The following is a 21631-nucleotide window of genomic DNA, read 5'->3' on the forward strand; positions in this document are numbered from 1 at the left end:
CTTGTGTCGCGAAAGGGCTGCAGCGCAGCCCAGCAATATGCGTCGCACAATCGATGCAGGGGCCGCGATGCGACCCTTTCGCGACACAAGGCCGCTCCTACAGGGGCGTGCAAGCTTCAGGGTGGTGGCCGGCTTTACCGGCGCAAGGTCTTCTGCTTGAGAATCCAGGCGCTCACCAGCACCGCGCTGGTGAGCATGAAGGCGCGCGCCCAGAACAGCGGCACCAGGTAGCACGACAGGCCGATGCTCGCCCACATCAGGCCGATGGCGTAGACCTTGCCCTTGAGCGGAATACCTTCACCGCTCAAGTAGTCGCGAATCCACGGCCCAAGTTGCGGGTGGTTGACCAGCCAGGCATGAAAGCGCGGCGAGCTGCGGGCAAAGCAGGCGGCTGCCAGCAACAAAAACGGGGTGGTGGGCAGCACCGGCAGGAAGATCCCCGCCACCCCCAGCGCGACGCTGAGCCAGCCGATGGCCAGCAGCAGGTAGCGCACCACGCCTGATCAGTGGTGGCGCGGCTTGAGCAGGGCGGGTTTTTCTTCAGGGGCGTGCAGCAGCAGGAACAGCGCGCTCAACGCCTCGGGGATCTGCACGATCATGTCGTCCTGCAGGTTGGCGTTGCTGGCGATGTCAGCGAACTCCGGCTGTTCGTCGAACAGGCCCGAACCGACCATGATGGGTAGCAGCATTTCGCTGACTTCCTCTTCGGCGTTCTCGAACCAGGCTTCTTCGCGCAGGAACACGCCCTCCATGAAGCCGATGCACCAGCCGCGCAGGTCGGAATCGTCCGGCTCGTCGGTCAGGTCCAGCTCGCACGGCAGGTCGAATTCTTCATCGCTGGCCAGTTGGCGGGCAATGTGCCCCTTGAGCGCCACCAGGGTGGCCTCGATCTCGGTGCGCTGGGCATCGCTGGCGTAATGGGGTTCTTCGGCGAACAGCGCGTCGATCCATTCGCGTTCAGGAACGTCCTCGGAGCAGATCGACAGCGCGGTCAGGTAGCCGTGGGCGGCGACGTAGTCCAGCGCTTCTTCGTGCAGCTCATCGGCGTCGAGGAAGGCTTGCAGGCGGGTCAGTTGCTCGGCGAAGGACATTACAGGGCTACCTTGGGGGAATAAACGATGCTGAATTCTAGCACCTTGCGGCGCTGGCGGGGCAAAGGGAACGTCTGTCACCGGGGTGTGCCGGGGGGCGGGGCAGTCGGGTATACTCCGCGCTTTTTCGTGCCTCGAGGTGTTTTCGCGCCTTGCGGCAAAAGCCGCTTACGCATTCGTTGGGTGCGCGGCGGATTTATCGTCCAGCCTGTGTCCAGGATGGTACGGCGATTTTGGAGTGGCAAATGCTCGAACAGGCTCAGCGCGTCCTCAAGGATGTCTTCGGTTACGACAGTTTCCGTGGGCGCCAGGCGGCGATCATCGAATGCGTGGCCAACGGTGGCGACGCCCTGGTGCTGATGCCCACCGGCGGCGGCAAGTCGCTGTGCTTCCAGGTACCCGGGCTGCTGCGCCCAGGCCTGACGGTGGTGGTCTCACCGCTGATCGCGCTGATGGCCGACCAGGTCGCCACGCTCGACGAACTGGGCGTGGCGGCTGCAGCGCTCAACTCCTCCCTGAGTGCCGAGCAGCAACGCGAGCTGGCCGGGCGATTGCGCCGTGGCGAGGTGAAGATGCTGTACCTGGCCCCCGAGCGCCTGGTGCAGCCGCGCATGCTGGATTTCTTGCGCGACCTGGATATCTCGCTGTTCGCCATCGACGAAGCCCACTGCGTATCGCAATGGGGCCACGACTTCCGCCCTGAATACCTGCAGCTGGGCCAGCTCGCCGAGCTGTTCCCCCATGTGCCGCGCATCGCCCTGACCGCCACCGCCGACATGCGCACCCGCGAGGAAATCGTCCAGCGCCTGCACCTGCAGGGCGCCGAGCGGTTCCTGTCGAGCTTCGACCGGCCCAACATCTTCTACCGCATCGTGCCCAAGGAAGCGCCGCGCAAGCAGCTGATGGCCTTCCTCGGCGAACGCCGTGGCAACGCCGGCATCGTCTACTGCCTGTCGCGCAAGAAGGTCGATGAGACCGCGGCCTTCCTCTGTGACCAGGGCTTCCCGGCGCTGCCATACCACGCCGGCCTGGCGGCGGAAACCCGTGCCGCCAACCAGCATCGCTTCCTCAACGAGGAAGGGCTGATCATGGTCGCCACCATTGCCTTTGGCATGGGTATCGACAAGCCCAACGTGCGCTTCGTCGCCCACCTCGACCTGCCCAAGTCGCTCGAGGCCTACTACCAGGAGACCGGCCGTGCCGGCCGTGACGGCCTGCCGTCGGATGCCTGGATGGCCTACGGCCTGCAAGACATGGTGATGCTCAAGCAGATGTTGCAGAACTCCGAAGGCGACGAGCGCCACAAGCGCATCGAGCAACACAAGCTCGACGCCATGCTGGCGCTGTGCGAGGAGACCCGCTGCCGCCGCCAGTCGCTGCTGGCCTACTTCGACGAGGTGCTGGAGCAGCCGTGCGGGCATTGCGACAACTGCGTCGACCAGGTGCAGACCTGGGATGCCACCGAGCCTGCGCGCCAGGCCCTGTCGGCGGTGTTCCGCACCGGCCAGCGCTATGGCGTCGGCCACCTGGTCGATGTACTGCTGGGCAAGGACACCGAGAAGGTGCGCAATTTCGGCCACGAGAAGCTTTCGGTGTTCGGCGTCGGCAAGGCGCTGGCCGAGGCCGAATGGCGTTCGCTGTTCCGCCAACTGGTGGCCCGTGGCCTGGTGGACATCGACCTGGAGGGCTACGGCGGCCTGCGCCTGTCCGACAGCTGCCGCCCGCTGCTGCGTGGCGAAGTGAACCTGCAACTGCGCCGCGACCTCAAGCCGCAGACCGTGGCCAAGAGTTCCGGCAGCAGTGGTGGCAGCCCGGCCAGCCAGCTGGTGCGCGCAGAAGAACGCGAGCTGTGGGAAGCGCTGCGTACCCTGCGGCGCAAGCTGGCCGAAGAGCACAGCGTGCCACCGTACGTCATCTTCCCCGACTCCACGCTGCTGGAAATGTTGCGCAGCATGCCCACCAGCCTCAGCGACATGGCCCAGGTCAGTGGCGTTGGTGCGCGCAAGCTGGAGCGCTATGGCCAGGCCTTCCTCGAGGTGCTCAACGGTGCTGGCGGCACCGAGGAGGCGCCCAAGGTGGTGCTCGACCTGCGCCACGAGCTGGTCAGCCTGGCCCGCGCCGGCATGACCCCGGCGCAAATTGCCGGCCAGCTCAATTGCAGCGAGAAGAACGTCTACAGCCTGCTGGCCGAGGCCATCGGCCGCCAGGAGCTGAGCCTGGAACAGGCGCTGGACCTGCCGGAAGACCTGATGATGGAAGTGCAGGACGCCTTCCTCGATGGCGAGGGCGAGCTGCCGCCAGTGTCTGCCGTGGCGCCGTTGTTCGGGCCACGGGTGCCGGAAGGCGTGTTGCATTGCATGCGCGCGGCATTGGCGGTGGAGTTTGGCCTCTGATCGCCGGCATTTGTGCCAATTGCTGATCTTTGTCATGCCCTTACAGCAATATCAGCGATTTCCCCGGCGTACAGCCTTGCCTGATCGGTCGGGGCATGATTAGCTGACTAATAATTAGTTCTATTCATTGAGTTGCTTATGCCCCTGACCGACAACCAACACCGCTTCGGCATGCAGCTGGCCCAGATGTCCCGGGGCTGGCGTGCCGAACTGGACCGCCGCCTGGCCGGGCTCAACCTGTCGCAAGCCCGCTGGCTGGTGCTGCTGCACCTGGCGCGTTTCGACGAGGCCCCCACCCAGCGTGAGCTGGCCCAGAGCGTCGGGGTTGAAGGCCCGACGCTGGCGCGCCTGCTGGACAGCCTGGAAAGCCAGGGGCTGGTACGGCGCCAGGCAGTGGTGGAGGATCGCCGGGCCAAGAAGATCGTGCTGTGCCCGCCGGCCAAGCCTTTGATCGACCAGATCGAGACCATTGCCAACGCCCTGCGCCTCGAGTTGTTCACCGGGGTGGACGAGGCGGATCTGGAAGTGTGCATGCGGGTGCATGCGAAGATCCTCGGTAACCTCGAGAAATCTTGACAGCAGCGGCAAGCATCAAGCGGTAAGCCACAAGTAAAAGCGGATCTGCGTTCTGGAGCGATCCGCTTTTTTCTTGCAGCTTCAAACTTGCCGCTTGCCGCTTGCCGCTTAGAAGGTATGCCCCAGGTTCAGATACACCGCCCGCTCATGGGCATCGTTGGCCCCATAGCTGAGGTTCAACGGCCCCAGCGGCGTATCCAGCCCAAGGAAGACGCTGGCGGCGTTGATGTAGCCGCTGTCGAACTCATTGTCGTTGTTCCAGGCCCGCCCGCGTTCCAATGACCCGCCCAGGTACAACGGGAAGTCCAGTGGCAGGTAGGCGCGCGGGGTAAGCCTGCGATAATAGACCATGCGCAGCAGGCTCATGTTCTGCCCGGATATCGAGTCCTGGCGGAAACCCGACAGTTGTCGGGCGCCGCCGAACACGAAGCTCGAGGTGACGACCTCAGCGTCATCCAGGGTGCGCCCGTAGCGGCCGCCCAGCACCAGGGTGTTCGGCCCGCTGCTGAAGGCCTTGTCCAGATTGAACAACCACTGCCGGTAGTCCTGATCGGAATCCAGCGACTTGTCGTACTTGCGCACCGTCAGGCCGATGTCTTCGCCGCTGTGGGGGAAGTAGACGTTGTCGAAGGTGTCGTAGGAATACTTGAGCTCGTAGAAGCCCTCGTTGAAGCTGACCTTGGGCAGGCTCTGGTCGCCGATGCGTACGTCGGCCTCGCCCCACGCCTTGCCCACGCCCAGGCGCACCTCGCCGTAGGTGCTGATCTGCCGCCCCACGTTCAGGCCGAAACCGTAGCGCTCCAGGCGGTATTCGGCCACCGGGTCGTTGTCCAGGGTGGCTTCGACGTTCTGCGAGCCAAGGTCCAGGTAGGGCGCGACGAAGTAGCGCGAACCGACGTCCAGTGGCTGGTAGAACTCGCTGTACAGCTCCTGCTGGTCGCCGATCTGCGCCCGCGTAAGCCACTCGGCGCCCAGGCGATTGATGCCGTTGACCCGGTAGCTGGCGCCCAGGTTGAAAGCGCTGTCGCCGCGCAGGTCATCGGACAGGTTCAGCCCCAGGCGCAGGTAGTCGGTGCCGCCGCGCCGGCCGCGGGCCTTGATCACCAGGGTGTTGTCGGTGCCCTTGTGCACCACGCGGTATTGCACCTGGTCGAAATAGTCGAGGCCGTACAGGGTGCCCATGTCGGTTTGCAGGCGATCGAGTTGTAGCGGCTCGCCGATTGGCTGGCGGATGTAGTAGCGGATCACGTCGTCGCTGACCTTGGAGTCGTTTTCCACCTTGATCGCGGTGATCACCGGGGTGCGTTGCAACGGCGAGCGGGCCAGCGCCAGGTTGCTGTCGCCCTCCGGCTGGCGCAACACCCCCAGGCGCGGGTCGAGGGCGCGGGTGGCACGGTAGCCGGCGTCGATCATGTCCTGGGCGCGGCCGAAGTCGGTGACGCCGAAGCTGGCCAGCGGCGGTTGCACCAGGATGTCTTCACGGCCCAGGCTGGCCAGCTGTTCCTCGGAGTTGCGCCGGGTCATCAGGGTGATCGACTGGTTGAGCACATCGACCACCGTGGCCAGCTGCTTGCGGTTGCGCAGCGGGGTGCCGATGTCGACGACGATGGCCAGGTCGACGCCCATCTCGCGCACCACGTCCAGCGGAATGTTGTCGGTCATGCCGCCGTCCACCAGCAGGCGGCCGTCGAGCTCCACCGGGGCGAACACCGCCGGGATCGACATGCTGGCGCGAACCACCTGGGGCAGGTGGCCGCGGCGGAACACCACTTTTTCCCCCGTGGTGATGTCGGTGGCCACGGCGCGGAAGGGGATCGGCAGCTTGTCGAAGTCGCGAATGTCGGCGGTGTGCGCCAGCTTGCTTTCCAGCAACAGCGAAAGGTTCTGGCCCTGGATCACCCCCAGCGGCAGGCCCAGGCTGCCGTCGTCACGAAAGCTCAGCTTCTGCTTGACCAGGAAATCGCGGTCATCCTGCTTGCGACGGAACGGGATGTCCTTGCGCGGCGGGGCGTCGGACAGCGCCTGTTGCCAGTCCAGGGTGGTGGCCAGTTTTTCCAGCTCCTCGACGCTGTAGCCCGAGGCATACAGGCCGCCCACCACCGCGCCCATGCTGGTGCCGGCGATGGCGTCGATGCGCACGCCCTGTTCTTCCAGGGCCTTGAGCACGCCGATATGGGCCAACCCGCGGGCGGCGCCACCGGACAGCACCAGGCCGACCTTGGGCCGGGCAGGTTCGGCGGCGAACACGGTGAGGGTGGTGAGCGTCAGCAAAAGGCAGAACAGCAGGCGGCGCATCGTGAGTCTCAAACCTGGGGGCAAAGACCGCTAGTATAAGCGGCCACTCACCTGGAGATGCCCACCATGGCTGATAGCAAGCCGCACATCGTCATCACTTACTGCACCCAGTGCCAATGGTTGCTCCGCGCCGCCTGGTTGGCCCAGGAGCTGCTCAGCACCTTCACCGATGACCTTGGCCAGGTGGCCCTGGAGCCGGGCACCGGTGGTGTGTTCCGCATCACCTGTGACGGCGTGCAGCTGTGGGAGCGCAAGGCCGATGGTGGTTTCCCCGAGGCCAAGGTGCTCAAGCAGCGGGTGCGCGACCAGATCGACCCGCAGCGCGACCTCGGCCACAACGATCGCTGATCAGGCGTTTTGCGCTTGCTGCTGTTGCCGTACCGGTTGTTCGGCGGCCATGCGGCTGGATAGCACGATGGCGAAGATGATCAGTGCGCCGCCGGCGAGCATGCGTAGCGTCGGGGTTTCGGCAAACACCACCCAGGCCACGGCGATCCCGTAGACCGGCTCCATGCCGAACACCACCGCCGCGGTGCGCGCCTTGATCACCGCCAGGCTTGCGACGAACAGGCTGTGGGCGACCCCGGTGCAGAAAATGCCCAGCAAGGCGATCCACAGCCAGTCCATAGGTTTCACCGCAGTTAGCCCCGGCGCTGCGAACGGCAGCAGGCACAGGCTCACCACCAGGTTTTGCCACAGTGCCGCCTGTACTGCTGGCAGGCGCCCGGAGCCTGCGCGATTGGTCAGTGACAGCAACGAGAACAGCAGCCCCGACAGCAGCGCCCAGAGCAGGCCGCCCGTAGCTTCGCTGGCCAGGTCGAATGCGGGTGTGACCAATACCAGGCCGATGCTCACCAGCAGCACCAGCACGGCTTCGTTGCGGCGGATGCGCTCACGGAACAGCAGGCCTTCGAGGATTACGGTGAAGGCCGGGAAACTGGCGAAGCCCAAGGTAGCGATGGCCACGCCAGCGACCTTGACCGCGATAAAGAAACTCACCCAGTGCCCGGCCAGCAGCACGCCGCCGAGCAGCAGGCGGCGCAGGTCCTGGCCGCGCAGCGGTTGCCAGGCCTGGCGCGCGAGGCTGGCGAACAGGCCCAGGGCGAGCACGGCGAAGGCCGCGCGGCCGAAGACGATGATCGAGGGGCTGGCGCTGGCGGCCAGCTTGCCGAAGACGCCGGTCAGGCCGAAGAACAGCGCGCCGATGTGCAGGGCGCCGAGGGCGGTGCGGTGGTTCATGGTGGTCCTTGGAATGCGGGGCGTGCGGTTCCGGCTTGCGGAAGTTTGCTCGGCCCTGTGGGAGCCGGCTTGCCGGTGAAAGGGCCGGAACAGACGCGATGGATGTTGCTGCCAGTCTAAGAGGCTGGTTCACCGCTGTCTGTCGCACAGCTAGCGTCAATTGTCGCCAGGCTCTCGCCGCAGGGCTGAAGGGGTACAGCCGAAGGCCTTCAGAATGGCCGCCGAAAATGCGCTCTGCGAGCCATACCCGACTTGAGCGGCGATCTCACCCAAGGGCAACGCCGACTCGCGCAACAAGCGCCTGGCCATGAGCAACCGGCGCTGGCGCACGTAGTCCATCGGCGTCATGCCGCATTCGGCGCTGAAGCGGGCATGCAACCGCGCGCTGGACAGCCCGGCCAGGCGCGCCAGGTCGGCCACTTGCAGCGGGTAGGCGGCGTGCTGCTCGATGTGCGCATCGAACGCGGCGTAAGGCAGGCGCGTACTGGCAGCCACCGGTGCGGCCTGCGGGTTGAGGCTGGCCAGCAGCAGTACCGCACCCTGGCGGGCGATCAGCGGGTCGTCCACGGGGCTTGCGGCCAGCCAGTCCACCAGTTGCTGCTGGCGGCTGTCCAGGGTGAGCGCCCCAGGGCGATCGAGCAGGCGGCGGCTGTCATCGGCATGGGCACCCAGCTGCTCGCTCAGCCAGTGCTCACCCGGCACGTCCAGCACCAGACAATGGCTGCCGGCCGGGCTGCCGCAGGCGTGATGGGCGCCAGCCGGCACCACCATCAGGGCCTGGCGACCGAGCAGCGCGCCCCGGCCCTGTACCTCGAAGTTCAGGCGCCCTTGCAAGCCGAACACCAGTTGCGGGTGGTCGTGGCTGTGGGCGATCAGTTCGTGGCGGTAATGGCGCAGCGACAGCAGCGGGCCGGTGGTCATGGTGGTTCCTCGCGGGGCAGGGCAAGAGTGTACACCCAGTGCAGGCGCCATCGCTGGCGAACCGCAGGATCGTCACCGGGCTGCCACCAACCTGTCACCCAGGGCTGCCAGTCTCCAGCAAACAGCGCCGGAGCCTGCCCATGACCCACGCCGAACTCGCCCGCCCGTCACGCAAGCAGCGTGTCCGTACCCTGTGGATTTCCGATGTGCACCTGGGCACGCGGGATTGCCAGGCCGAGCACTTGTCGCACTTTCTCAAGGGCTACCAGGCCGACCGCATCTACCTGGTCGGCGACATCATCGATGGCTGGAAGCTGCGCGGCGGCATCTACTGGCCCCAGGCCCATACCAACGTGATCCGGCGCCTGCTGACCATGAGCAAGCGCGGCACCGAGGTGATCTACGTCACCGGCAACCACGACGAATTCCTGCGCCGCTACTCGAAGCTGATCCTCGGCAACATCCAGCTGCTGGACGAAGCCGAGCACCTGACCGCCGATGGCCGACGCCTGCTGGTGATCCATGGTGACCAGTTCGACGTGATCACCCGCTACCACCGCTGGCTGGCCTTCCTGGGCGATCGTGCCTACGAGTTCACCCTGGTGCTCAACCGCTGGCTCAATCATTGGCGCGCCCGCTACGGCTATGGCTATTGGTCGCTGTCGGCGTACCTCAAGCACAAGGTCAAGGGGGCGGTGAACTTCATCAGCGACTTCGAGGACGCCATCGCCCACGAATGCACGCGACGGGGGTTTCATGGGGTGGTGTGCGGGCACATTCACCATGCCGAAATCCGCAAGGTGGGGGCGGTGGACTACCTCAACTGCGGCGACTGGGTGGAGTCGTGCACGGCGTTGATCGAACATTGGGACGGGCAGATCGAGCTGTACCGCTTCGCCGATGCCCAGGCACGCGAGACGGCGCGGCGGTTGGCGGAGCTGGGTGAACCGGCCTGATTCTGCGCCGTCCCCATCGCCGGCAAGCTCTCCATTCCAGTGGTTTGCAGGTGTTCTGTAGGAGCGGCCTTGTGTCGCGAAAGGGCCGCAGAGCGGCCCCAAAGATCGATGGTGCGACACAAATAGCTGGGGCCGCTTCGCAGCCCTTTCGCGACACAAGGCCGCTCCTACAAGGGGTGTGTGCACATTCAGCTCAGGCGGACGCTTGCAGCGCGACCTTGTACAGCGACTGCCTGGGCTGGGCGAACACCCGCTCCAGCATCGGCTCGAAGAATGAAAGCGGCAGGTTCTCGTAGTCGGGATCGAACGCCGCGGCGTCGTAGCGCGCACAGAATTCGATGGTCCGCTGATATTGCGGGTGCCCGCTGAACTGCTCGCGCAGGTGCCGATCCATGCCCAGGTGGTGGAAGAAGTAATAGCCCTGGAAAATCCCGTGTTTTTCCACCATCCACAGGTTTTCCGGGCTGACGAAGGGCTTGAGGATCGCTGCGGCGATGTCTGGGTGGTTGTAGCTGCCCAGGGTGTCGCCGATGTCGTGGAGCAGGGCGCAGACCACGTACTCCTCGTCACGGCCGTCGCGCCAGGCACGGCTGGCTGTCTGCAGCGAATGGCTCAGGCGGTCGATGGGGAAACCGCCGAAGTCGCCATCGAGCAGGCGCAGGTGGGCGAGGATGCGCCCTGGCAGTTGGCGGGCGTAGGCGCGAAAGTCGTCGGCGATGATTGCCCAGTCCTGGGCGGTGCCGTCGCGCATGTGGTTGAAGTTCGCTTGCTTGTTCATCGCCAGGGGATGCTCGTACCGGGGACATGCCCGCAGTGTTGGGCAAGTCGCCGGTATTTTGCAGTGGCCGGGCGGGACGCGAACCTGGCCTTGCGGGCCGATCTCAGAGGCTGAGCCGGCCCAGCAGGATGTCGCGGAACATGGCGAAATCGCCGATCAGGCTGTACCAGGGGTGGGTGAAGGTGGCCGGGCGATTCTTCTCGAAGAAGAAGTGGCCAACCCAGGCGAAGCCGTAGCCGGCCAGTGGCACCGCCAGCAGCAACAGCCACTTGCCGCTGGCAAGGGTGTAGGCGAGCAGGGCGATTACCAGGCTGGTGCCGACGAAGTGCAGGCGGCGGCAGGTGGGGTTGTTGTGCTCACCCAGGTAGTAGGGATAGAACTCGGCAAAACTGCGGAACTGCGCTGTGCGGGTCATGGCGATGCTCACGGAGCTGCTGGAGATAACAGGATACACGGCGTGGAGCCTGAATCGAGTCTAGAGTCAGCGGATGCGCTGGCCAGTGACAATAAGCGCCAATTGACTATCCTTTCGTATCACCGCAGGAGCGGTCAGCACAAGAAGCCTGTCATGAGCGAAAGAACCACGTCAGCCAGCTGGGCATCAGGGATCGTCAAGGCGCTCGAGCTGGAGGGGCTCGATTGCCCGGCCATGTTCAGGCAGCTGGGGCTGGACTTCGCCGCCCTCGAAGACCCCGACGCCCGCTTCCCCCAGGACGCCATGACCCGGCTGTGGCAGTTGGCGGTCGAGCTGTCGGGCAACGAGGCCATTGGCCTGAACATGGCGCGGGTGGTGCGCCCGGCCTCGTTCCACGTGGTCGGTTATGCCTTGATGTCCAGCCGCACCCTGGCCGAGGGCTTCGAACGCCTGGTGCGCTACCAGCGGATCATCGCCGAAAGCTCGGACCTGAGTTTCCGCCTGGGTGAGGAAGGTTATTCGCTGATCCTCACCGTGCACGGTGACCACCTGCCACCTACCCGGCACAGCGCCGAGGCTTCGCTGGCCTGCGCGCTGTCGTTGTCTACCTGGCTCAGCGGGCGGCCGATCCAGCCGCGGCGGGTGCTGATCCAGGGCCAGCAACCGAAGAACGTCGAACCCTACAAGGTCGCCTTCCATGCGCCGCTGGTGTTCGGCGCGCCCCATGATGCGCTGGTGTTCGAGCGTGCCGACATGGACGCGCCGCTGCCTACCGCCAACGAAGCCATGGCGGTGCTTCACGATCGCTTTGCAGGGGAGTACCTGGCGCGGTTCTCCGAGAGCCGGGTCACCCACCGCGTGCGCCAGGTCTTGTGCCGCATCCTGCCGCAGGGCGAGCCCAAGCGCGAGACCGTGGCCCAGGCCCTGCACCTGTCGCAGCGCACCTTGCAGCGGCGCCTGCAGGACGAAGGCACCAGCTTCCAGGCCCTGCTCGACGACACCCGCCGGGAGCTGGCCGAGCAGTACCTTGCCCAGCCCGGCACCACGCTGCTGGAAACCGCCTACTTGCTGGGGTTCGCCGACCCGAGCAACTTCTACCGGGCGTTCCGCCGCTGGTTCGATGCCACCCCCAGCGAATACCGCGCGCGGCTGTTGCTCAGTGACGCCAGAATGCAGGCATGCACAACACCAGCACCGTGATGATCTCCAGACGGCCCAGCAGCATGCCGCCGGCGAGGATCCACTTGGCCGCGTCCGGCAGCGTGGCGTAGTTGCCGGCCGGGCCGATCACCTCGCCAAGGCCCGGGCCCACACCCGAGACCGTGCCCGCCGCGCCAGTCAGCGCGGTCATCCAGTCGACGCCCAGCAGCGACAGCAGCAGGGCGATGATGCAGATGGTGATGGCGAAGAAGAACGAGAAGGTCAGGATCGAGCGCACGATCTCTTCGTCGAGGCGGTGGCCGTTGTATTTCTGCTTGATCACCGCGCGGGGGTGGATCAGTTGGTTGAGGTTGGCCTTGAGCAGGATGTAGGCGACCTGGAAGCGGAAGATCTTGATGCCGCCAGCGGTGGAGCCGGAGCAGCCACCGACGAAGCCGAGGTAGAAGAACAGCATCAGCGAGAAGTTGCCCCACAGGCTGTAGTCGCCCAGGGCGAAGCCGGTGGTGGTGACCACTGAGGTGACGTTCAGCGCCACGTGGCGCAGGGCGTCGAGCCAGTGCAGGTCGGTGGTGGCCCAGTACCAGGTGCCCAGCACCAGCCAGGTGGCCACCAGCATGCCGAGCAGGCCCTGGACCTGCTGGTCCTTGATCAGCGCCTTGCGGTGACCGCGCAGGGTGGCCACGTACAGGGTGAACGGCACACTGCCCAGGATCATCACCACCACCGCCACCCAGTGCACCGCCGGGATGTCCCACTTGGCCAGCGACTGGTCGGAGGTGGAGAAACCGCCGGTGGAAATCGCCGACATGGCGTGGTTGATCGCATCGAACAGGCCCATGCCCGCCCACCAGAACGCCAGGCTGCCGAATACCGTGATGCCCACATACACGCCGACGATCGACTTGGCGACCATGTGCGAGCGCGGCATGACTTTCTCGGAGCGGTCGGAGGACTCGGTCTGGAACAGGCGCATGCCACCGATGCGCAGCAGCGGCAGGATCGCCACCGCCATGCCGATAAAGCCGATACCACCGAGCCAGTGCAGCATCGAGCGCCACATCAAGATGCCCGGTGACATGCTGTCGAGCCCGCTGAGCACGGTGGCGCCAGTGGCGGTGATGCCGGACATGCTCTCGAAGAAGGCGTCGGTGTAGCTGATGTGCTGGGTGAGCAGGAAAGGCAGGGCGGCGAACACGCACACCACCAGCCAGCTGCTGACGGTCAGCAGGTACATGTCCCGTGGGCGCAGGTGCACGTGTTCCGGGCGGCCGGGGATGACCAGGGCGAGCCCGGCGAGGAAGGTGATCAGGCTCGACCAGAGGAACGACGGCATGTCGCTGGTGCGCTCGAAGATCACCAGGGTCGCCATGGGCACCACCATGCTCACCGCCAGGGTGATCAGGAAGATGCCGATGATGAAACCAATGATCCTTAAGGTCGGCAACGCCATGTGATCTGCTCTGACTGGCAACGGAAAGGGCGCCATTCTACCTATGGGTGACCTGATGTAAACGCACGATTGGGCGCGCCGTGGGAGCGCGCTTGTCCCGCGATGGCGCCCGTTCGGCCGTCGATGTTGCCAGGACCGGCGCCCTCGCGAGGCAAGCCCGCTCCCACGGCTCCTGCGCGTTAGTGCAGAATGGCGGCACTTTCAATCTGCCAGGAGGGTAGCCGATGGAGGCTCTCGACGCATTGCTCAACCGTGTTTCCGTACCGCGCCTGACCGAGCCCGCGCCCAACGCTGCCCAGCGCGAGGCGTTGTTCCAGGCCGCGCTGCGCGCCCCCGACCATGGCCAACTGCGTCCGTGGCGGTTCCTGACCATCGAAGGCCAGGGCCGCGAGAAGCTGGGCGAGCTGTTCGCCGAAGCGGTGCAAGCCAAAGGCGATGCCAGCCAGGCTGCGCTGGACAAGGCCCGGGCCATGCCGCTGCGCGCACCGCTGCTGATCGTGGTGATCGCGCGGCTGCAGGATCACTTCAAGGTGCCGAAGATTGAGCAGCGCCTGGCTGCCGGATGCGCGGCTCACGGCATCCTGATCGCCGCGCATGCCCAGGGTATCGGTGCGGTCTGGCGTACCGGCGACATGGCGTTCGACGCCCATGTGCACAAGGGGCTCGGGCTTGCCGAGAACGAAGAGTTGATTGGCTACCTGTATGTGGGTACGCCGATGGCCGAGCCGCGCACCGCGCCGATCCTTGAGACTGCCGACTACGTCAGTGTCTGGGGTGAGTGATGTGAATGGAGGCCGCGCTCTTACAGACGGTCGCGTTCTCTGTAGGAGCGGCCTTGTGTCGCGAAAGGGCTGCGCAGCAGCCCCGGGATCTCTCAGCCAGCGCTGACCTCACAGGGCAGCTCCAGCGTCGCCACGAACCCACCCTGCGGATGATTCGCAAGCGTCAGGCGGCCGCCATGGCGTTCCGCCGCCTTGCGCGCGATTGCCAGCCCCAGCCCATGCCCCGGCGCTTCCTGCCCCGGTGCACGGAAGAACGGCTCGCCCAACTGCGCCAGGTGTTCTGCCGCGACCCCCGGCCCGTGATCGCGCACGCTCAGGACGATGCGCTCCTGCTCTCGAATGGCGTGCATCTCGATCGGCTGCCCCGCCGGGTTGAAGCGCAGGGCATTGCGCAACAGGTTGTCCACGGCCCTTTCAATCAGGGTCGGCCAGCCTTGCAAGGTCAGCCCCGGTTGCGTCTCAAGGCGCACGTCCTGATCCGGCGCGGCCAGCTGCGCGTCCTTGCGCACGCCACCCAGCAGCGCATTGATATCCACAGGCTCGGCATGGGCCTGCTCGGCATCGACCCGGGCCAGCACCAGGATTTCGCTGATCAAGCCTTCCAGGCGGTCGCACTCGCGGGTCAGGCGTGGCCACAGGGCCTGGCGCTGTTCGGGTTCGGCGCGTTCGGCCAGGGCCAGGGCGATACGCAGCCGTGCCAACGGCGAGCGCAGTTCGTGGGACACGTCGCGCAGCAGCTGGCGCTGGCTGCCGATCAGGCTTTGCAGGCGTGCGCCCATCTTGTTGAAGTCATTGGCCAGCACGCCGAACTCGTCGCGGCGCACGGCCAGGCGCGCCAGGCTGTTCTGCTGGTAGCTGGTTTGCCCCAGGTCATGCACGGCACTGCGCAGGCGGCTGAGCGGGCGGGTGATCGACAGGGTCACCAGCAGGCTGAACAGGGTCAGCACCACCAACGCGATGCCCAGCGCGCTGAGGGGCCAGATCAGGCTCTCGCGGTGCCAGGCGGCCAGCTCCGGGTGGGGGATGCGGTAGATCAGCAGGTAGGTATCGCCGCTGGTGGGGCTGGTGTATTCCTCGGTCAAGCGGCGCCAGGGCAGGCGGCGCTGGTCATTGTGCTGGCGGGCCTCGAAGGCGGCGGCGCGGCGCGGGAAGGTGCCGGGCACCACGGCGTCGCCGCTGTCGTCGAGCACCTGCACGTCGATCTTGTAGCGCTCCTTGCGCCGTTCCAGAAAGCGTTGCGAGGCTTCCAGGCCTTCCTGTTCATAGTGCTGCGCCCAGCGGCTGGCCAGGGTGTTCAGGCCAGGGTGGCGGCTGAGGATCCAGGTGTCCTGGTTGAGCATATGGCCAAGCAGGATCGACAGGCCGGCGACCAGGGCGATGGCCAGCCAGAAGCTGGCCAGGATGCGCCAGAACAGTGAACGCAAGACGAGCACCTCCGAGAAATGGCAAAAGCCCGGCCCGCGAGGGCGCGGACCGGGCATGGGGTGGACAGCTTACTGGGCCTTGGTGCCTTTTTCAGCCTTCCAGGCCTGGAACTCCTGCCACTCGGCCTTGCGTGCGGCGCGTTCCTTCTGCAGTTCGTCGAACTTCTTCTGCTGGTCTGGCTTGAGCAGGGCGCGGACCTGGCTGTCGGTCTTGTCGTGGCTGGCCTTGAGCTCGTCCTTCATGGCTTTTTGCTCGGCGGCCGGCAGCTTGTTCATGTAGCGCTCGGTGATGTCGCGGCGCTGTTGCATCTGCTCGCCCATCAGCTTGCCGATCTGCTGGCGCTGCTCGCGGCTCAGGTCCAGCTGGGCGAAAGGCGCGTCACCGCGGTGATGCGGGCCGTCGTGGCGCGGGCCGCCGTCAGGCATGGCCATGGCCACGGTCGGCAGGGCGGCGGCGAACATCAGGGCGATCAGGGTCTTGCGCATGGTGTCTCTCCTTTCAGGGGCCGGTTGTTACCGGATGAGCCCAGTCTAGGGAGGTCAAGGTCAAGGGCGGTCAGGTGAGGGTAAAGGCTGGGTAAAGATGTAAGAGCTTGCTCGGATCCCTGTGGGAGCGGGCTTGCCCGCGAACCGGGCTATGCCCGGCCATCGGCTGATGTTGACTGGGCAGGCCTCTTCGCGGGCAAGCCCGCTCCCACAGCTTACAAGCTGTAGTAGTAACCGCGGCTACGCAGCGCGACGATGCGCGGGCGGCCGTCGGGGTGCGGGCCGATCTTCTTGCGCAGGTTGCTGACGTGCATGTCCAGGCTGCGGTCGTACAGGGTGAGCTTGCGGCCCAGGCTGAGCTGCGCCAGCTCCTGCTTGTCCAGCGGTTCGCCGGGCTGGCGCAGCAGGGCTTCGAGGATGCGGCTCTCGGACAGGGTGAGGGTCATCTCGCGCTCGTCGATGCTGACCACGCCGCGCACCGGGCTGAACACCAGGTCGCCGATCTCGACCTGGGTGCTGGGCGCGCTGGGGTGGCTGCGGCGCAGCACGGCGCGCAGGCGCGCGGTCAGTTCGCGAGGGTCGCAGGGCTTGGCCAGGTAATCGTCGGCGCCCAGCTCCAGGCCAAGGATGCGGTCCAGCGGCTCGCCGCGGGCCGACAGCATCAACACCGGCAGGTCGGTGTGCTCGCTGCGCAGTTGCTTGAGCAGTTCCAGGCCGCTGCCGTCGGGCAGCATGACATCCAGCACCACTGCCGCCGGGGCGTGGGCGGCCAGGGCCTGGCGCGCGGTCTTGCCGTCATGGCAGGCGCGTACCGCGAACCCCTCCTGGGTCAGCCAGCTGCCCAGCAGTTCGCACAGTTCCTGGTCATCATCAATCAGTAACAGCTCGCTCATGTCTCACTCAATTCAACCATTGCCGGCGTCGTCTGTGTCCGCCGCTGGCTAAGATACCGCAGACTGCCGACAACAGTGCAACGACCGAGCCGATCACGAACCACTGCTGCTGGTCGGTGAGCAGGCGTTGCGGGGCGCTGGCGCCTGCCTGCAGCTCCTTGATCGCCAGCTTCAGGCGCTGGTTGTCCTGGCGCAGGCGGGTGAGCTGGGCACTTTCGCGCTCGCTGTCCTGGTTCTGCAGTTGCTGTGTCAGCGCGCCGACCTGTTTTTCGCTTTCTTCCAGGCGCTGCTGCAATTCGGTGATCCGCGCCCCGGCTTCCAGCGACAGTGGCTGATCGGCCATGGCGAAGGGGGACAGCAGCAACAGGCAAAGCAGCAGGGACATCGGACCTTGAGGCATTGGAACTCCTGATTGATATCGGTTCAGGAGGTTGTCGGCCGTTGGTCCGAATTTATGAATGGCAGTGCGAACGCGTCGTGTTCTTCGCGGCTAAACCCGCTCCCACGGGTAATGAAAAAACCTGTGGGAGCGGGTTTAGCCGCGAAGGGCGCTTAAGGCAGGACTTGCTTGAACGGCTTGACCACGACCTTGTCGTAGACGCCCGCGGCAATGTACGGGTCAGCGTCGGCCCAGGCTTGAGCTGCGGCCAGCGAGTCGAACTCGGCGACGATCAGGCTGCCGCTGAACCCGGCAGCGCCCGGGTCGTTGCTGTCGATGGCCGGGTGTGGGCCGGCCAGCACCACGCGGCCTTCGGCCTTGAGCTGTTGCAGGCGCTCGATGTGGGCGGGGCGGGCGGCCAGGCGTTTTTCCAGGGAGTTTTCCACGTCGCTGGCGATGATGGCGTAGAGCATGTCAGTCCTTCGGTTTGGAGGTGGAGGGATCGGTATCGTGCAGGTGGCGCGAGAGGTACACGCCCTGGGCCACCAGGAAGACGACGGTCATGCCCAGGCTGCCGAAGACCTTGAAGTCGACCCAGAAGTCTTGATAGGTGAAGGCGACGAACAGGTTGGCGGCGCCGCAGAACAGGAAGAAGGCGATCCAGGCCAGGTTGAGCCGGGTCCAGACTGTTTCTGGAAGTGTCAGAGCATGACCCATGATGCGTTTGATCAGCACCCGGTCGCCGATGAAGTGGCTGCCGGCGAAGGCCAGGGCGAATAGCCAGTTGACCACCGGTGCTTTCCATTTGAGGAAGGTTTCGCTGTGGAAGGCGAGCGTGAGGCCACCGAACACCAGGCAGGCGACCAGGGTGAGCAACTGGCCCTTCTCGAGCTTGCGGTGGCGCAGGAACAGGGCGCCGTAGACCACCAGGGAGCTGACGATAAGCATTGCCGTGGCGCTGTAGATACCGCCGAATTCGAAGGTGTGGCCGGCGAATTCGACCGGACGAGGGTCCAGTTTGTAGACGATGAAGAACAGCAGCAGCGGGATGAAATCGATGAATTGTTTCACAGTGGCAGCCAGAAGCGGGATGTGACGGCATAATAACAAACATCGATTCCAGCGAAAGCGCTCCACCATGAATGTTGATCTGCACTGCCACAGCACGGCCTCCGACGGCGCCCTGTCGCCCACGGCATTGGTCGCCCGGGCCCATGAGCATGGGGTGCGAACACTCTCGCTCACCGACCACGACACCCTCGAAGGGCTGCCCGAGGCCCGCCAGGCCTGCCTCGACAATGGCATGCAATGGGTCAGCGGGGTTGAGCTGTCGTGTACCTGGGGCGGCGCCACCATCCATGTGCTGGGCTATGACTTCCCCCTCGACGCACCGCCGTTACTCGAAGCCGTCGACAATCTGCACCGTGGCCGCTGGCTGCGAGCCGAGGAAATCGGCCGCAAGCTTGCCGCCAAGGGTATGCCTGGGGCGCTGGAAGGCGCACGGGCGATTCAGCAGGAGCTGGGCGACAGTGGCAATGCGCCGGCCCGCCCGCATTTCGCCGAATTCTTGGTGCGCGCAGGCTTCGTCAAGGACCGTGGCGAGGCGTTTCGCAAGTGGCTGGGGGCCGGCAAGCTGGGCGACGTCAAGCTGCACTGGCCGACGCTCGAGGAAACTGTCGCCACGCTGCGCCAGTCCAATGCCTGGGTGAGCCTGGCCCATCCCATGCACTACGAACTGACCCGCAGCAAGCGCAGAAGGCTGATTGCCGACTATATTCAGGCAGGAGGGCAGGCACTGGAAGTGGTCAATGGGATGATGCCGCCCGAGCAGGTGGGAACGATGTCCATCCTCACCCGTGAGTTCGGCCTGCTGGCAAGCGCTGGCAGTGATTTCCACGGCCCCGGCACCTGGGGCGAGATCGGTGCCTATCGGCCATTGCCCGAGGACCTGCCACCCCTGTGGCGCCGATTCCGACATGAACAGCCTATGGCGGTATGAACAGGACGACTTCGTGAGCCAATTTTTCCAGATTCATGCGGAAAACCCGCAGGCGCGCCTGATCAAGCAGGCCGTGGAGATCATCCGCAAGGGTGGGGTGGTGGTCTACCCGACCGACTCGGCGTACGCGCTGGGCTGCCAGATCGGCGACAAGAACGCCATCGAGCGGGTGCGCTTCCTGCGCAAGCTGGATAAACAGCACAATTTCACCCTGCTGTGCTGCGACCTGTCGCAGATGGGCACCTTTGCCAAGATCGACACCGCCACCTTCCGCTTGCTCAAGGCGCACATCCCGGGCCCCTACACCTTCGTGCTCAACGCCACCCGCGAAGTACCGCGCCTGCTGATGCACGAAAAGCGCCGCACCATCGGTTTGCGCGTGCCGTCCAACCCTATCGTGCTGGCGTTGCTCGAAGAGCTCGGTGAGCCGCTGATGAGCGTGAGCCTGATCTTGCCGGGCGACGAAGAACCGATGACCGACCCCTACGAAATCCGCCAGCGCCTGGAACATCATGTCGACCTGATCATCGACGGCGGCTTTGGTGACCTCAAGGCGTCAACGGTGATCGACCTGTCTGGGGACGAGCCAGAGGTGATCCGCGTCGGCTGTGGCGACCCCGCGCCGTTCCTGGCCCCTGCGTGAGCCAGGTGGACGCACCCGAGGCGCCGGCCATCGAGGCCGAAGCGCCGTTCCAGTTGCAACTGGCCCTGGTCTACGGCGAAGCCCTGACCGAAATGCCGGTGGACCTGTACATCCCGCCGGACGCCCTGGAGGTGTTCCTCGAAGCCTTCGAGGGGCCGCTTGACCTGCTGCTGTACCTGATCCGCAAGCAGAACGTCGACATCCTCGATATCCCGGTGGCGGAAATCACCCGCCAGTACATGAGCTACGTCGAGCTGATGAAGAATGTGCGCCTGGAGCTTGCCGCCGAGTATCTGGTGATGGCCGCGATGCTCGCCGAGATCAAGTCGCGCATGCTGCTGCCGCGCTCCACCGAGGTGGAGGAAGAGGAGGGCGACCCACGCGCCGAGCTGATCCGCCGCTTGCAGGAGTACGAGCGCTTCAAGGCCGCCGCCGAGGGCATCGACGAGCTGCCGCGGGTTGGCCGCGAGGTCGTGGTGCCGCAGCTGGATGCACCGCAGGCCAAGGTGCGCAAGCTGCTGCCCGAGGTCGCCCTGGAAGAGATCCTGCTGTCCATGGCCGAGGTCATGCGCCGCAACGACCTGTTCGAAAGCCACCAGATCACCCGCGAGGTGCTGTCGACCCGCGAGCGCATGAGCGAAGTGCTCGAACGCCTGAAGGGTGGGGCGTTCGTGCCGTTCGTCGAGCTGTTCACCCGCGAGGAGGGCAAGCTCGGTGTGGTGGTCACCTTCATGGCGATTCTCGAGCTGGTGAAGGAATCGCTGATCGAACTGGTGCAGAATGAGCCCTTCGCCCCGATCCATGTCCGTGCCCGGGCAGAATGACCTGACGATTACCGATGAACCTGAACGAACCCCGCGAACTGGCCTCGCTGATCGAGGCCTTCCTGCTCGCCTCGGGCAAGCCGCAATCCCTCGAGCGCCTGTACGAGCTGTTCGAGGAGGCCGAGCGCCCGGCGCCGGCCGTATTCAAGAAAGCCCTGGACGTGCTGGGCAAGTCCTGCAATGGCCGCGCCTTCGAGCTCAAGGAGGTCGCCACCGGCTATCGCCTGCAGATCCGCGAGGACTACGCGCCCTGGGTCGGCCGCCTTTGGGAGGAGCGCCCGCAGCGCTATTCCCGCGCGCTGCTCGAAACCATGGCGTTGATCGCCTATCGCCAGCCCATCACCCGGGGTGAAATCGAGGACGTGCGCGGTGTGGCGGTCAACAGCAACATCATCAAGACCCTGATGGAGCGCGAGTGGATCCGCATCGTCGGCTACCGCGAGGTGCCGGGGCGCCCGGCCATGTTCGCCACCACCAAGGCGTTCCTCGACCACTTCAACCTCAAGAGCCTCGACGAGTTGCCGGCCCTGGCCGAGCTGCGCGAACTGGAGCCTGAGCCTGCCCTCGACGACCCGGACGAGGCACCGGTGCCCGCGCACTTGCAGGCGTTGGCCGATGCCAGCCTGGGCGAGGTGGGCGATGAGCCGGCGCCGAAGGATGAGACCAGCTTCCGTTCGCTGTTGGTGGAACTGGATGCGATGGAAGAAGGGCTCAAGACCGATTTCGATGATTTGCGCGAAGAGGATCAGGTTCCTGAGGCTGAGGATAAGCTGCAGTCCTGATTGTTTTGTATAGCCTGTGCCGGCCCCTTCGCGGGCAAGCCCGCTCCCACAGGCGACGCGCGAACCTGTGGGAGCGGGCTTGCCCGCGAAAGGGCCGGTACAGGTGAAAGCAGGTCACTCGGCAGAAAACGATCCAATGCTTCG

The 21631-nt window shown here is 65.4% G+C and carries 24 protein-coding genes; 10 read left to right on the forward strand and 14 right to left on the reverse strand.

Going from position 1 to position 21631, the window contains the following annotated elements; translation table 11 throughout:
- Positions 1–134: 134 nt before the first annotated feature.
- The gene (locus tag IX761_RS02200) at positions 135–494 is read right to left on the reverse strand and encodes a YbaN family protein (RefSeq protein WP_194787920.1); all 360 of its coding nucleotides are present in this window, start codon (positions 492–494) and stop codon (positions 135–137) included.
- A gap of 9 nt (positions 495–503) precedes the next feature.
- Positions 504–1091, reverse strand: coding sequence for a YecA family protein (locus IX761_RS02205; RefSeq protein ID WP_194787921.1), 588 nt, complete (start codon positions 1089–1091; stop codon positions 504–506).
- 245 nt (positions 1092–1336) lie between these two features.
- Between IX761_RS02205 and recQ the strand changes: the two genes are divergently transcribed.
- Together recQ and IX761_RS02215 are read left to right on the forward strand one after the other, a co-directional pair.
- On the forward strand, positions 1337–3484 hold the full coding sequence (recQ, locus tag IX761_RS02210) for a DNA helicase RecQ (RefSeq protein ID WP_194787922.1): 2148 nt from the start codon (positions 1337–1339) through the stop codon (positions 3482–3484).
- Between the two features lie 138 nt (positions 3485–3622).
- Positions 3623–4060, forward strand: a complete 438-nt coding sequence (locus tag IX761_RS02215; protein ID WP_194787923.1) for a MarR family transcriptional regulator — start codon at positions 3623–3625, stop codon at positions 4058–4060.
- A gap of 108 nt (positions 4061–4168) precedes the next feature.
- Here the strand turns inward: IX761_RS02215 and IX761_RS02220 are convergent, their stop codons facing one another.
- The gene (locus IX761_RS02220; protein ID WP_194787924.1) at positions 4169–6355 is read right to left on the reverse strand and encodes a patatin-like phospholipase family protein; all 2187 of its coding nucleotides are present in this window, start codon (positions 6353–6355) and stop codon (positions 4169–4171) included.
- Positions 6356–6421: 66 nt separating this feature from the next.
- Between IX761_RS02220 and IX761_RS02225 the strand changes: the two genes are divergently transcribed.
- Positions 6422–6703, forward strand: a complete 282-nt coding sequence (locus tag IX761_RS02225; RefSeq protein WP_416366754.1) for a SelT/SelW/SelH family protein — start codon at positions 6422–6424, stop codon at positions 6701–6703.
- On the opposite strand, the gene IX761_RS02230 is transcribed toward IX761_RS02225, so the two are convergent.
- Both IX761_RS02230 and IX761_RS02235 read right to left on the reverse strand, forming a co-directional pair.
- A complete protein-coding gene (locus IX761_RS02230; protein WP_194787926.1) occupies positions 6704–7594 on the reverse strand; it encodes a DMT family transporter in 891 nt (296 codons plus the stop codon).
- A 156-nt stretch (positions 7595–7750) separates the two neighbouring features.
- Complete coding sequence (locus tag IX761_RS02235) at positions 7751–8515, reverse strand: AraC family transcriptional regulator (protein ID WP_194787927.1); 765 nt, start codon at positions 8513–8515, stop codon at positions 7751–7753.
- A 140-nt stretch (positions 8516–8655) separates the two neighbouring features.
- Between IX761_RS02235 and IX761_RS02240 the strand changes: the two genes are divergently transcribed.
- Positions 8656–9471, forward strand: a complete 816-nt coding sequence (locus tag IX761_RS02240; RefSeq protein ID WP_194787928.1) for a UDP-2,3-diacylglucosamine diphosphatase — start codon at positions 8656–8658, stop codon at positions 9469–9471.
- Positions 9472–9664: 193 nt separating this feature from the next.
- Here IX761_RS02240 and IX761_RS02245 read toward each other — a convergent pair whose 3' ends face one another.
- A complete protein-coding gene (locus IX761_RS02245) occupies positions 9665–10249 on the reverse strand; it encodes an HD domain-containing protein (protein WP_194787929.1) in 585 nt (194 codons plus the stop codon).
- Positions 10250–10352: 103 nt separating this feature from the next.
- Positions 10353–10664, reverse strand: coding sequence for a DUF962 domain-containing protein (locus IX761_RS02250; protein ID WP_194787930.1), 312 nt, complete (start codon positions 10662–10664; stop codon positions 10353–10355).
- A 153-nt stretch (positions 10665–10817) separates the two neighbouring features.
- On the opposite strand from IX761_RS02250, the gene IX761_RS02255 reads away from it, so the two are divergent.
- Entirely contained in the window at positions 10818–11864 is a 1047-nt protein-coding gene (locus tag IX761_RS02255) for an AraC family transcriptional regulator (protein ID WP_194787931.1), read from the forward strand.
- On the opposite strand, the gene IX761_RS02260 is transcribed toward IX761_RS02255, so the two are convergent.
- Entirely contained in the window at positions 11821–13275 is a 1455-nt protein-coding gene (locus IX761_RS02260) for a TrkH family potassium uptake protein (RefSeq protein ID WP_194787932.1), read from the reverse strand. The two genes, IX761_RS02255 and IX761_RS02260, sit on opposite strands and share 44 nt — an antisense overlap.
- Before the next feature lie 224 nt (positions 13276–13499).
- On the opposite strand from IX761_RS02260, the gene IX761_RS02265 reads away from it, so the two are divergent.
- Positions 13500–14057, forward strand: a complete 558-nt coding sequence (locus tag IX761_RS02265) for an NAD(P)H nitroreductase (protein ID WP_194787933.1) — start codon at positions 13500–13502, stop codon at positions 14055–14057.
- Between the two features lie 92 nt (positions 14058–14149).
- Here the strand turns inward: IX761_RS02265 and IX761_RS02270 are convergent, their stop codons facing one another.
- From IX761_RS02270 to IX761_RS02295, 6 genes are all read right to left on the reverse strand, one after another.
- Positions 14150–15538, reverse strand: a complete 1389-nt coding sequence (locus IX761_RS02270; protein WP_194787934.1) for a sensor histidine kinase — start codon at positions 15536–15538, stop codon at positions 14150–14152.
- 12 nt (positions 15539–15550) lie between these two features.
- Positions 15551–15967, reverse strand: coding sequence for a Spy/CpxP family protein refolding chaperone (locus tag IX761_RS02275; protein WP_194787935.1), 417 nt, complete (start codon positions 15965–15967; stop codon positions 15551–15553).
- Positions 15968–16182: 215 nt separating this feature from the next.
- Positions 16183–16860 carry a response regulator transcription factor gene (locus tag IX761_RS02280; RefSeq protein ID WP_194787936.1) on the reverse strand — a complete coding sequence of 226 codons (678 nt, stop codon included), beginning with the start codon at positions 16858–16860 and terminating at the stop codon, positions 16183–16185.
- Between the two features lie 7 nt (positions 16861–16867).
- Positions 16868–17260, reverse strand: coding sequence for a translation initiation factor 2 (locus tag IX761_RS02285; protein ID WP_194787937.1), 393 nt, complete (start codon positions 17258–17260; stop codon positions 16868–16870).
- A 152-nt stretch (positions 17261–17412) separates the two neighbouring features.
- A complete protein-coding gene (locus IX761_RS02290; protein ID WP_186732960.1) occupies positions 17413–17712 on the reverse strand; it encodes a YciI family protein in 300 nt (99 codons plus the stop codon).
- Position 17713: 1 nt separating this feature from the next.
- Entirely contained in the window at positions 17714–18310 is a 597-nt protein-coding gene (locus IX761_RS02295) for a septation protein A (protein WP_194787938.1), read from the reverse strand.
- A 67-nt stretch (positions 18311–18377) separates the two neighbouring features.
- Between IX761_RS02295 and IX761_RS02300 the strand changes: the two genes are divergently transcribed.
- The 4 genes from IX761_RS02300 (at position 18378) to scpB (ending at position 21487) form a co-directional block, all read left to right on the forward strand.
- Entirely contained in the window at positions 18378–19238 is an 861-nt protein-coding gene (locus tag IX761_RS02300) for a PHP domain-containing protein (RefSeq protein WP_194787939.1), read from the forward strand.
- Positions 19239–19251: 13 nt separating this feature from the next.
- Complete coding sequence (locus IX761_RS02305) at positions 19252–19881, forward strand: L-threonylcarbamoyladenylate synthase (protein ID WP_194787940.1); 630 nt, start codon at positions 19252–19254, stop codon at positions 19879–19881.
- A gap of 125 nt (positions 19882–20006) precedes the next feature.
- On the forward strand, positions 20007–20705 hold the full coding sequence (locus IX761_RS02310) for a segregation and condensation protein A (protein WP_194788162.1): 699 nt from the start codon (positions 20007–20009) through the stop codon (positions 20703–20705).
- Positions 20706–20719: 14 nt separating this feature from the next.
- On the forward strand, positions 20720–21487 hold the full coding sequence (gene scpB, locus IX761_RS02315) for an SMC-Scp complex subunit ScpB (protein ID WP_194787941.1): 768 nt from the start codon (positions 20720–20722) through the stop codon (positions 21485–21487).
- The last annotated feature ends 144 nt before the right edge of the window (positions 21488–21631 follow it).

Origin of the sequence: Pseudomonas sp. UFMG81, from assembly GCF_015354575.1 — a bacterium.
GTDB lineage: Bacteria > Pseudomonadota > Gammaproteobacteria > Pseudomonadales > Pseudomonadaceae > Aquipseudomonas.

Coding starts and splice junctions, on each gene's coding strand:
- IX761_RS02205 (WP_194787921.1), bottom strand. CDS start 1,091: ATGTCCTTCGCCGAGCAACTGACCCGCCTGCAAGCCTTCCTCGACGCC.
- recQ (WP_194787922.1), top strand. CDS start 1,337: ATGCTCGAACAGGCTCAGCGCGTCCTCAAGGATGTCTTCGGTTACGAC.
- IX761_RS02215 (WP_194787923.1), top strand. CDS start 3,623: ATGCCCCTGACCGACAACCAACACCGCTTCGGCATGCAGCTGGCCCAG.
- IX761_RS02220 (WP_194787924.1), bottom strand. CDS start 6,355: ATGCGCCGCCTGCTGTTCTGCCTTTTGCTGACGCTCACCACCCTCACC.
- IX761_RS02225 (WP_416366754.1), top strand. CDS start 6,422: ATGGCTGATAGCAAGCCGCACATCGTCATCACTTACTGCACCCAGTGC.
- IX761_RS02230 (WP_194787926.1), bottom strand. CDS start 7,594: ATGAACCACCGCACCGCCCTCGGCGCCCTGCACATCGGCGCGCTGTTC.
- IX761_RS02235 (WP_194787927.1), bottom strand. CDS start 8,515: ATGACCACCGGCCCGCTGCTGTCGCTGCGCCATTACCGCCACGAACTG.
- IX761_RS02240 (WP_194787928.1), top strand. CDS start 8,656: ATGACCCACGCCGAACTCGCCCGCCCGTCACGCAAGCAGCGTGTCCGT.
- IX761_RS02245 (WP_194787929.1), bottom strand. CDS start 10,249: ATGAACAAGCAAGCGAACTTCAACCACATGCGCGACGGCACCGCCCAG.
- IX761_RS02250 (WP_194787930.1), bottom strand. CDS start 10,664: ATGACCCGCACAGCGCAGTTCCGCAGTTTTGCCGAGTTCTATCCCTAC.
- IX761_RS02255 (WP_194787931.1), top strand. CDS start 10,818: ATGAGCGAAAGAACCACGTCAGCCAGCTGGGCATCAGGGATCGTCAAG.
- IX761_RS02260 (WP_194787932.1), bottom strand. CDS start 13,275: ATGGCGTTGCCGACCTTAAGGATCATTGGTTTCATCATCGGCATCTTC.
- IX761_RS02265 (WP_194787933.1), top strand. CDS start 13,500: ATGGAGGCTCTCGACGCATTGCTCAACCGTGTTTCCGTACCGCGCCTG.
- IX761_RS02270 (WP_194787934.1), bottom strand. CDS start 15,538: ATGCCCGGTCCGCGCCCTCGCGGGCCGGGCTTTTGCCATTTCTCGGAG.
- IX761_RS02275 (WP_194787935.1), bottom strand. CDS start 15,967: ATGCGCAAGACCCTGATCGCCCTGATGTTCGCCGCCGCCCTGCCGACC.
- IX761_RS02280 (WP_194787936.1), bottom strand. CDS start 16,860: ATGAGCGAGCTGTTACTGATTGATGATGACCAGGAACTGTGCGAACTG.
- IX761_RS02285 (WP_194787937.1), bottom strand. CDS start 17,260: ATGCCTCAAGGTCCGATGTCCCTGCTGCTTTGCCTGTTGCTGCTGTCC.
- IX761_RS02290 (WP_186732960.1), bottom strand. CDS start 17,712: ATGCTCTACGCCATCATCGCCAGCGACGTGGAAAACTCCCTGGAAAAA.
- IX761_RS02300 (WP_194787939.1), top strand. CDS start 18,378: ATGAATGTTGATCTGCACTGCCACAGCACGGCCTCCGACGGCGCCCTG.
- scpB (WP_194787941.1), top strand. CDS start 20,720: ATGAACCTGAACGAACCCCGCGAACTGGCCTCGCTGATCGAGGCCTTC.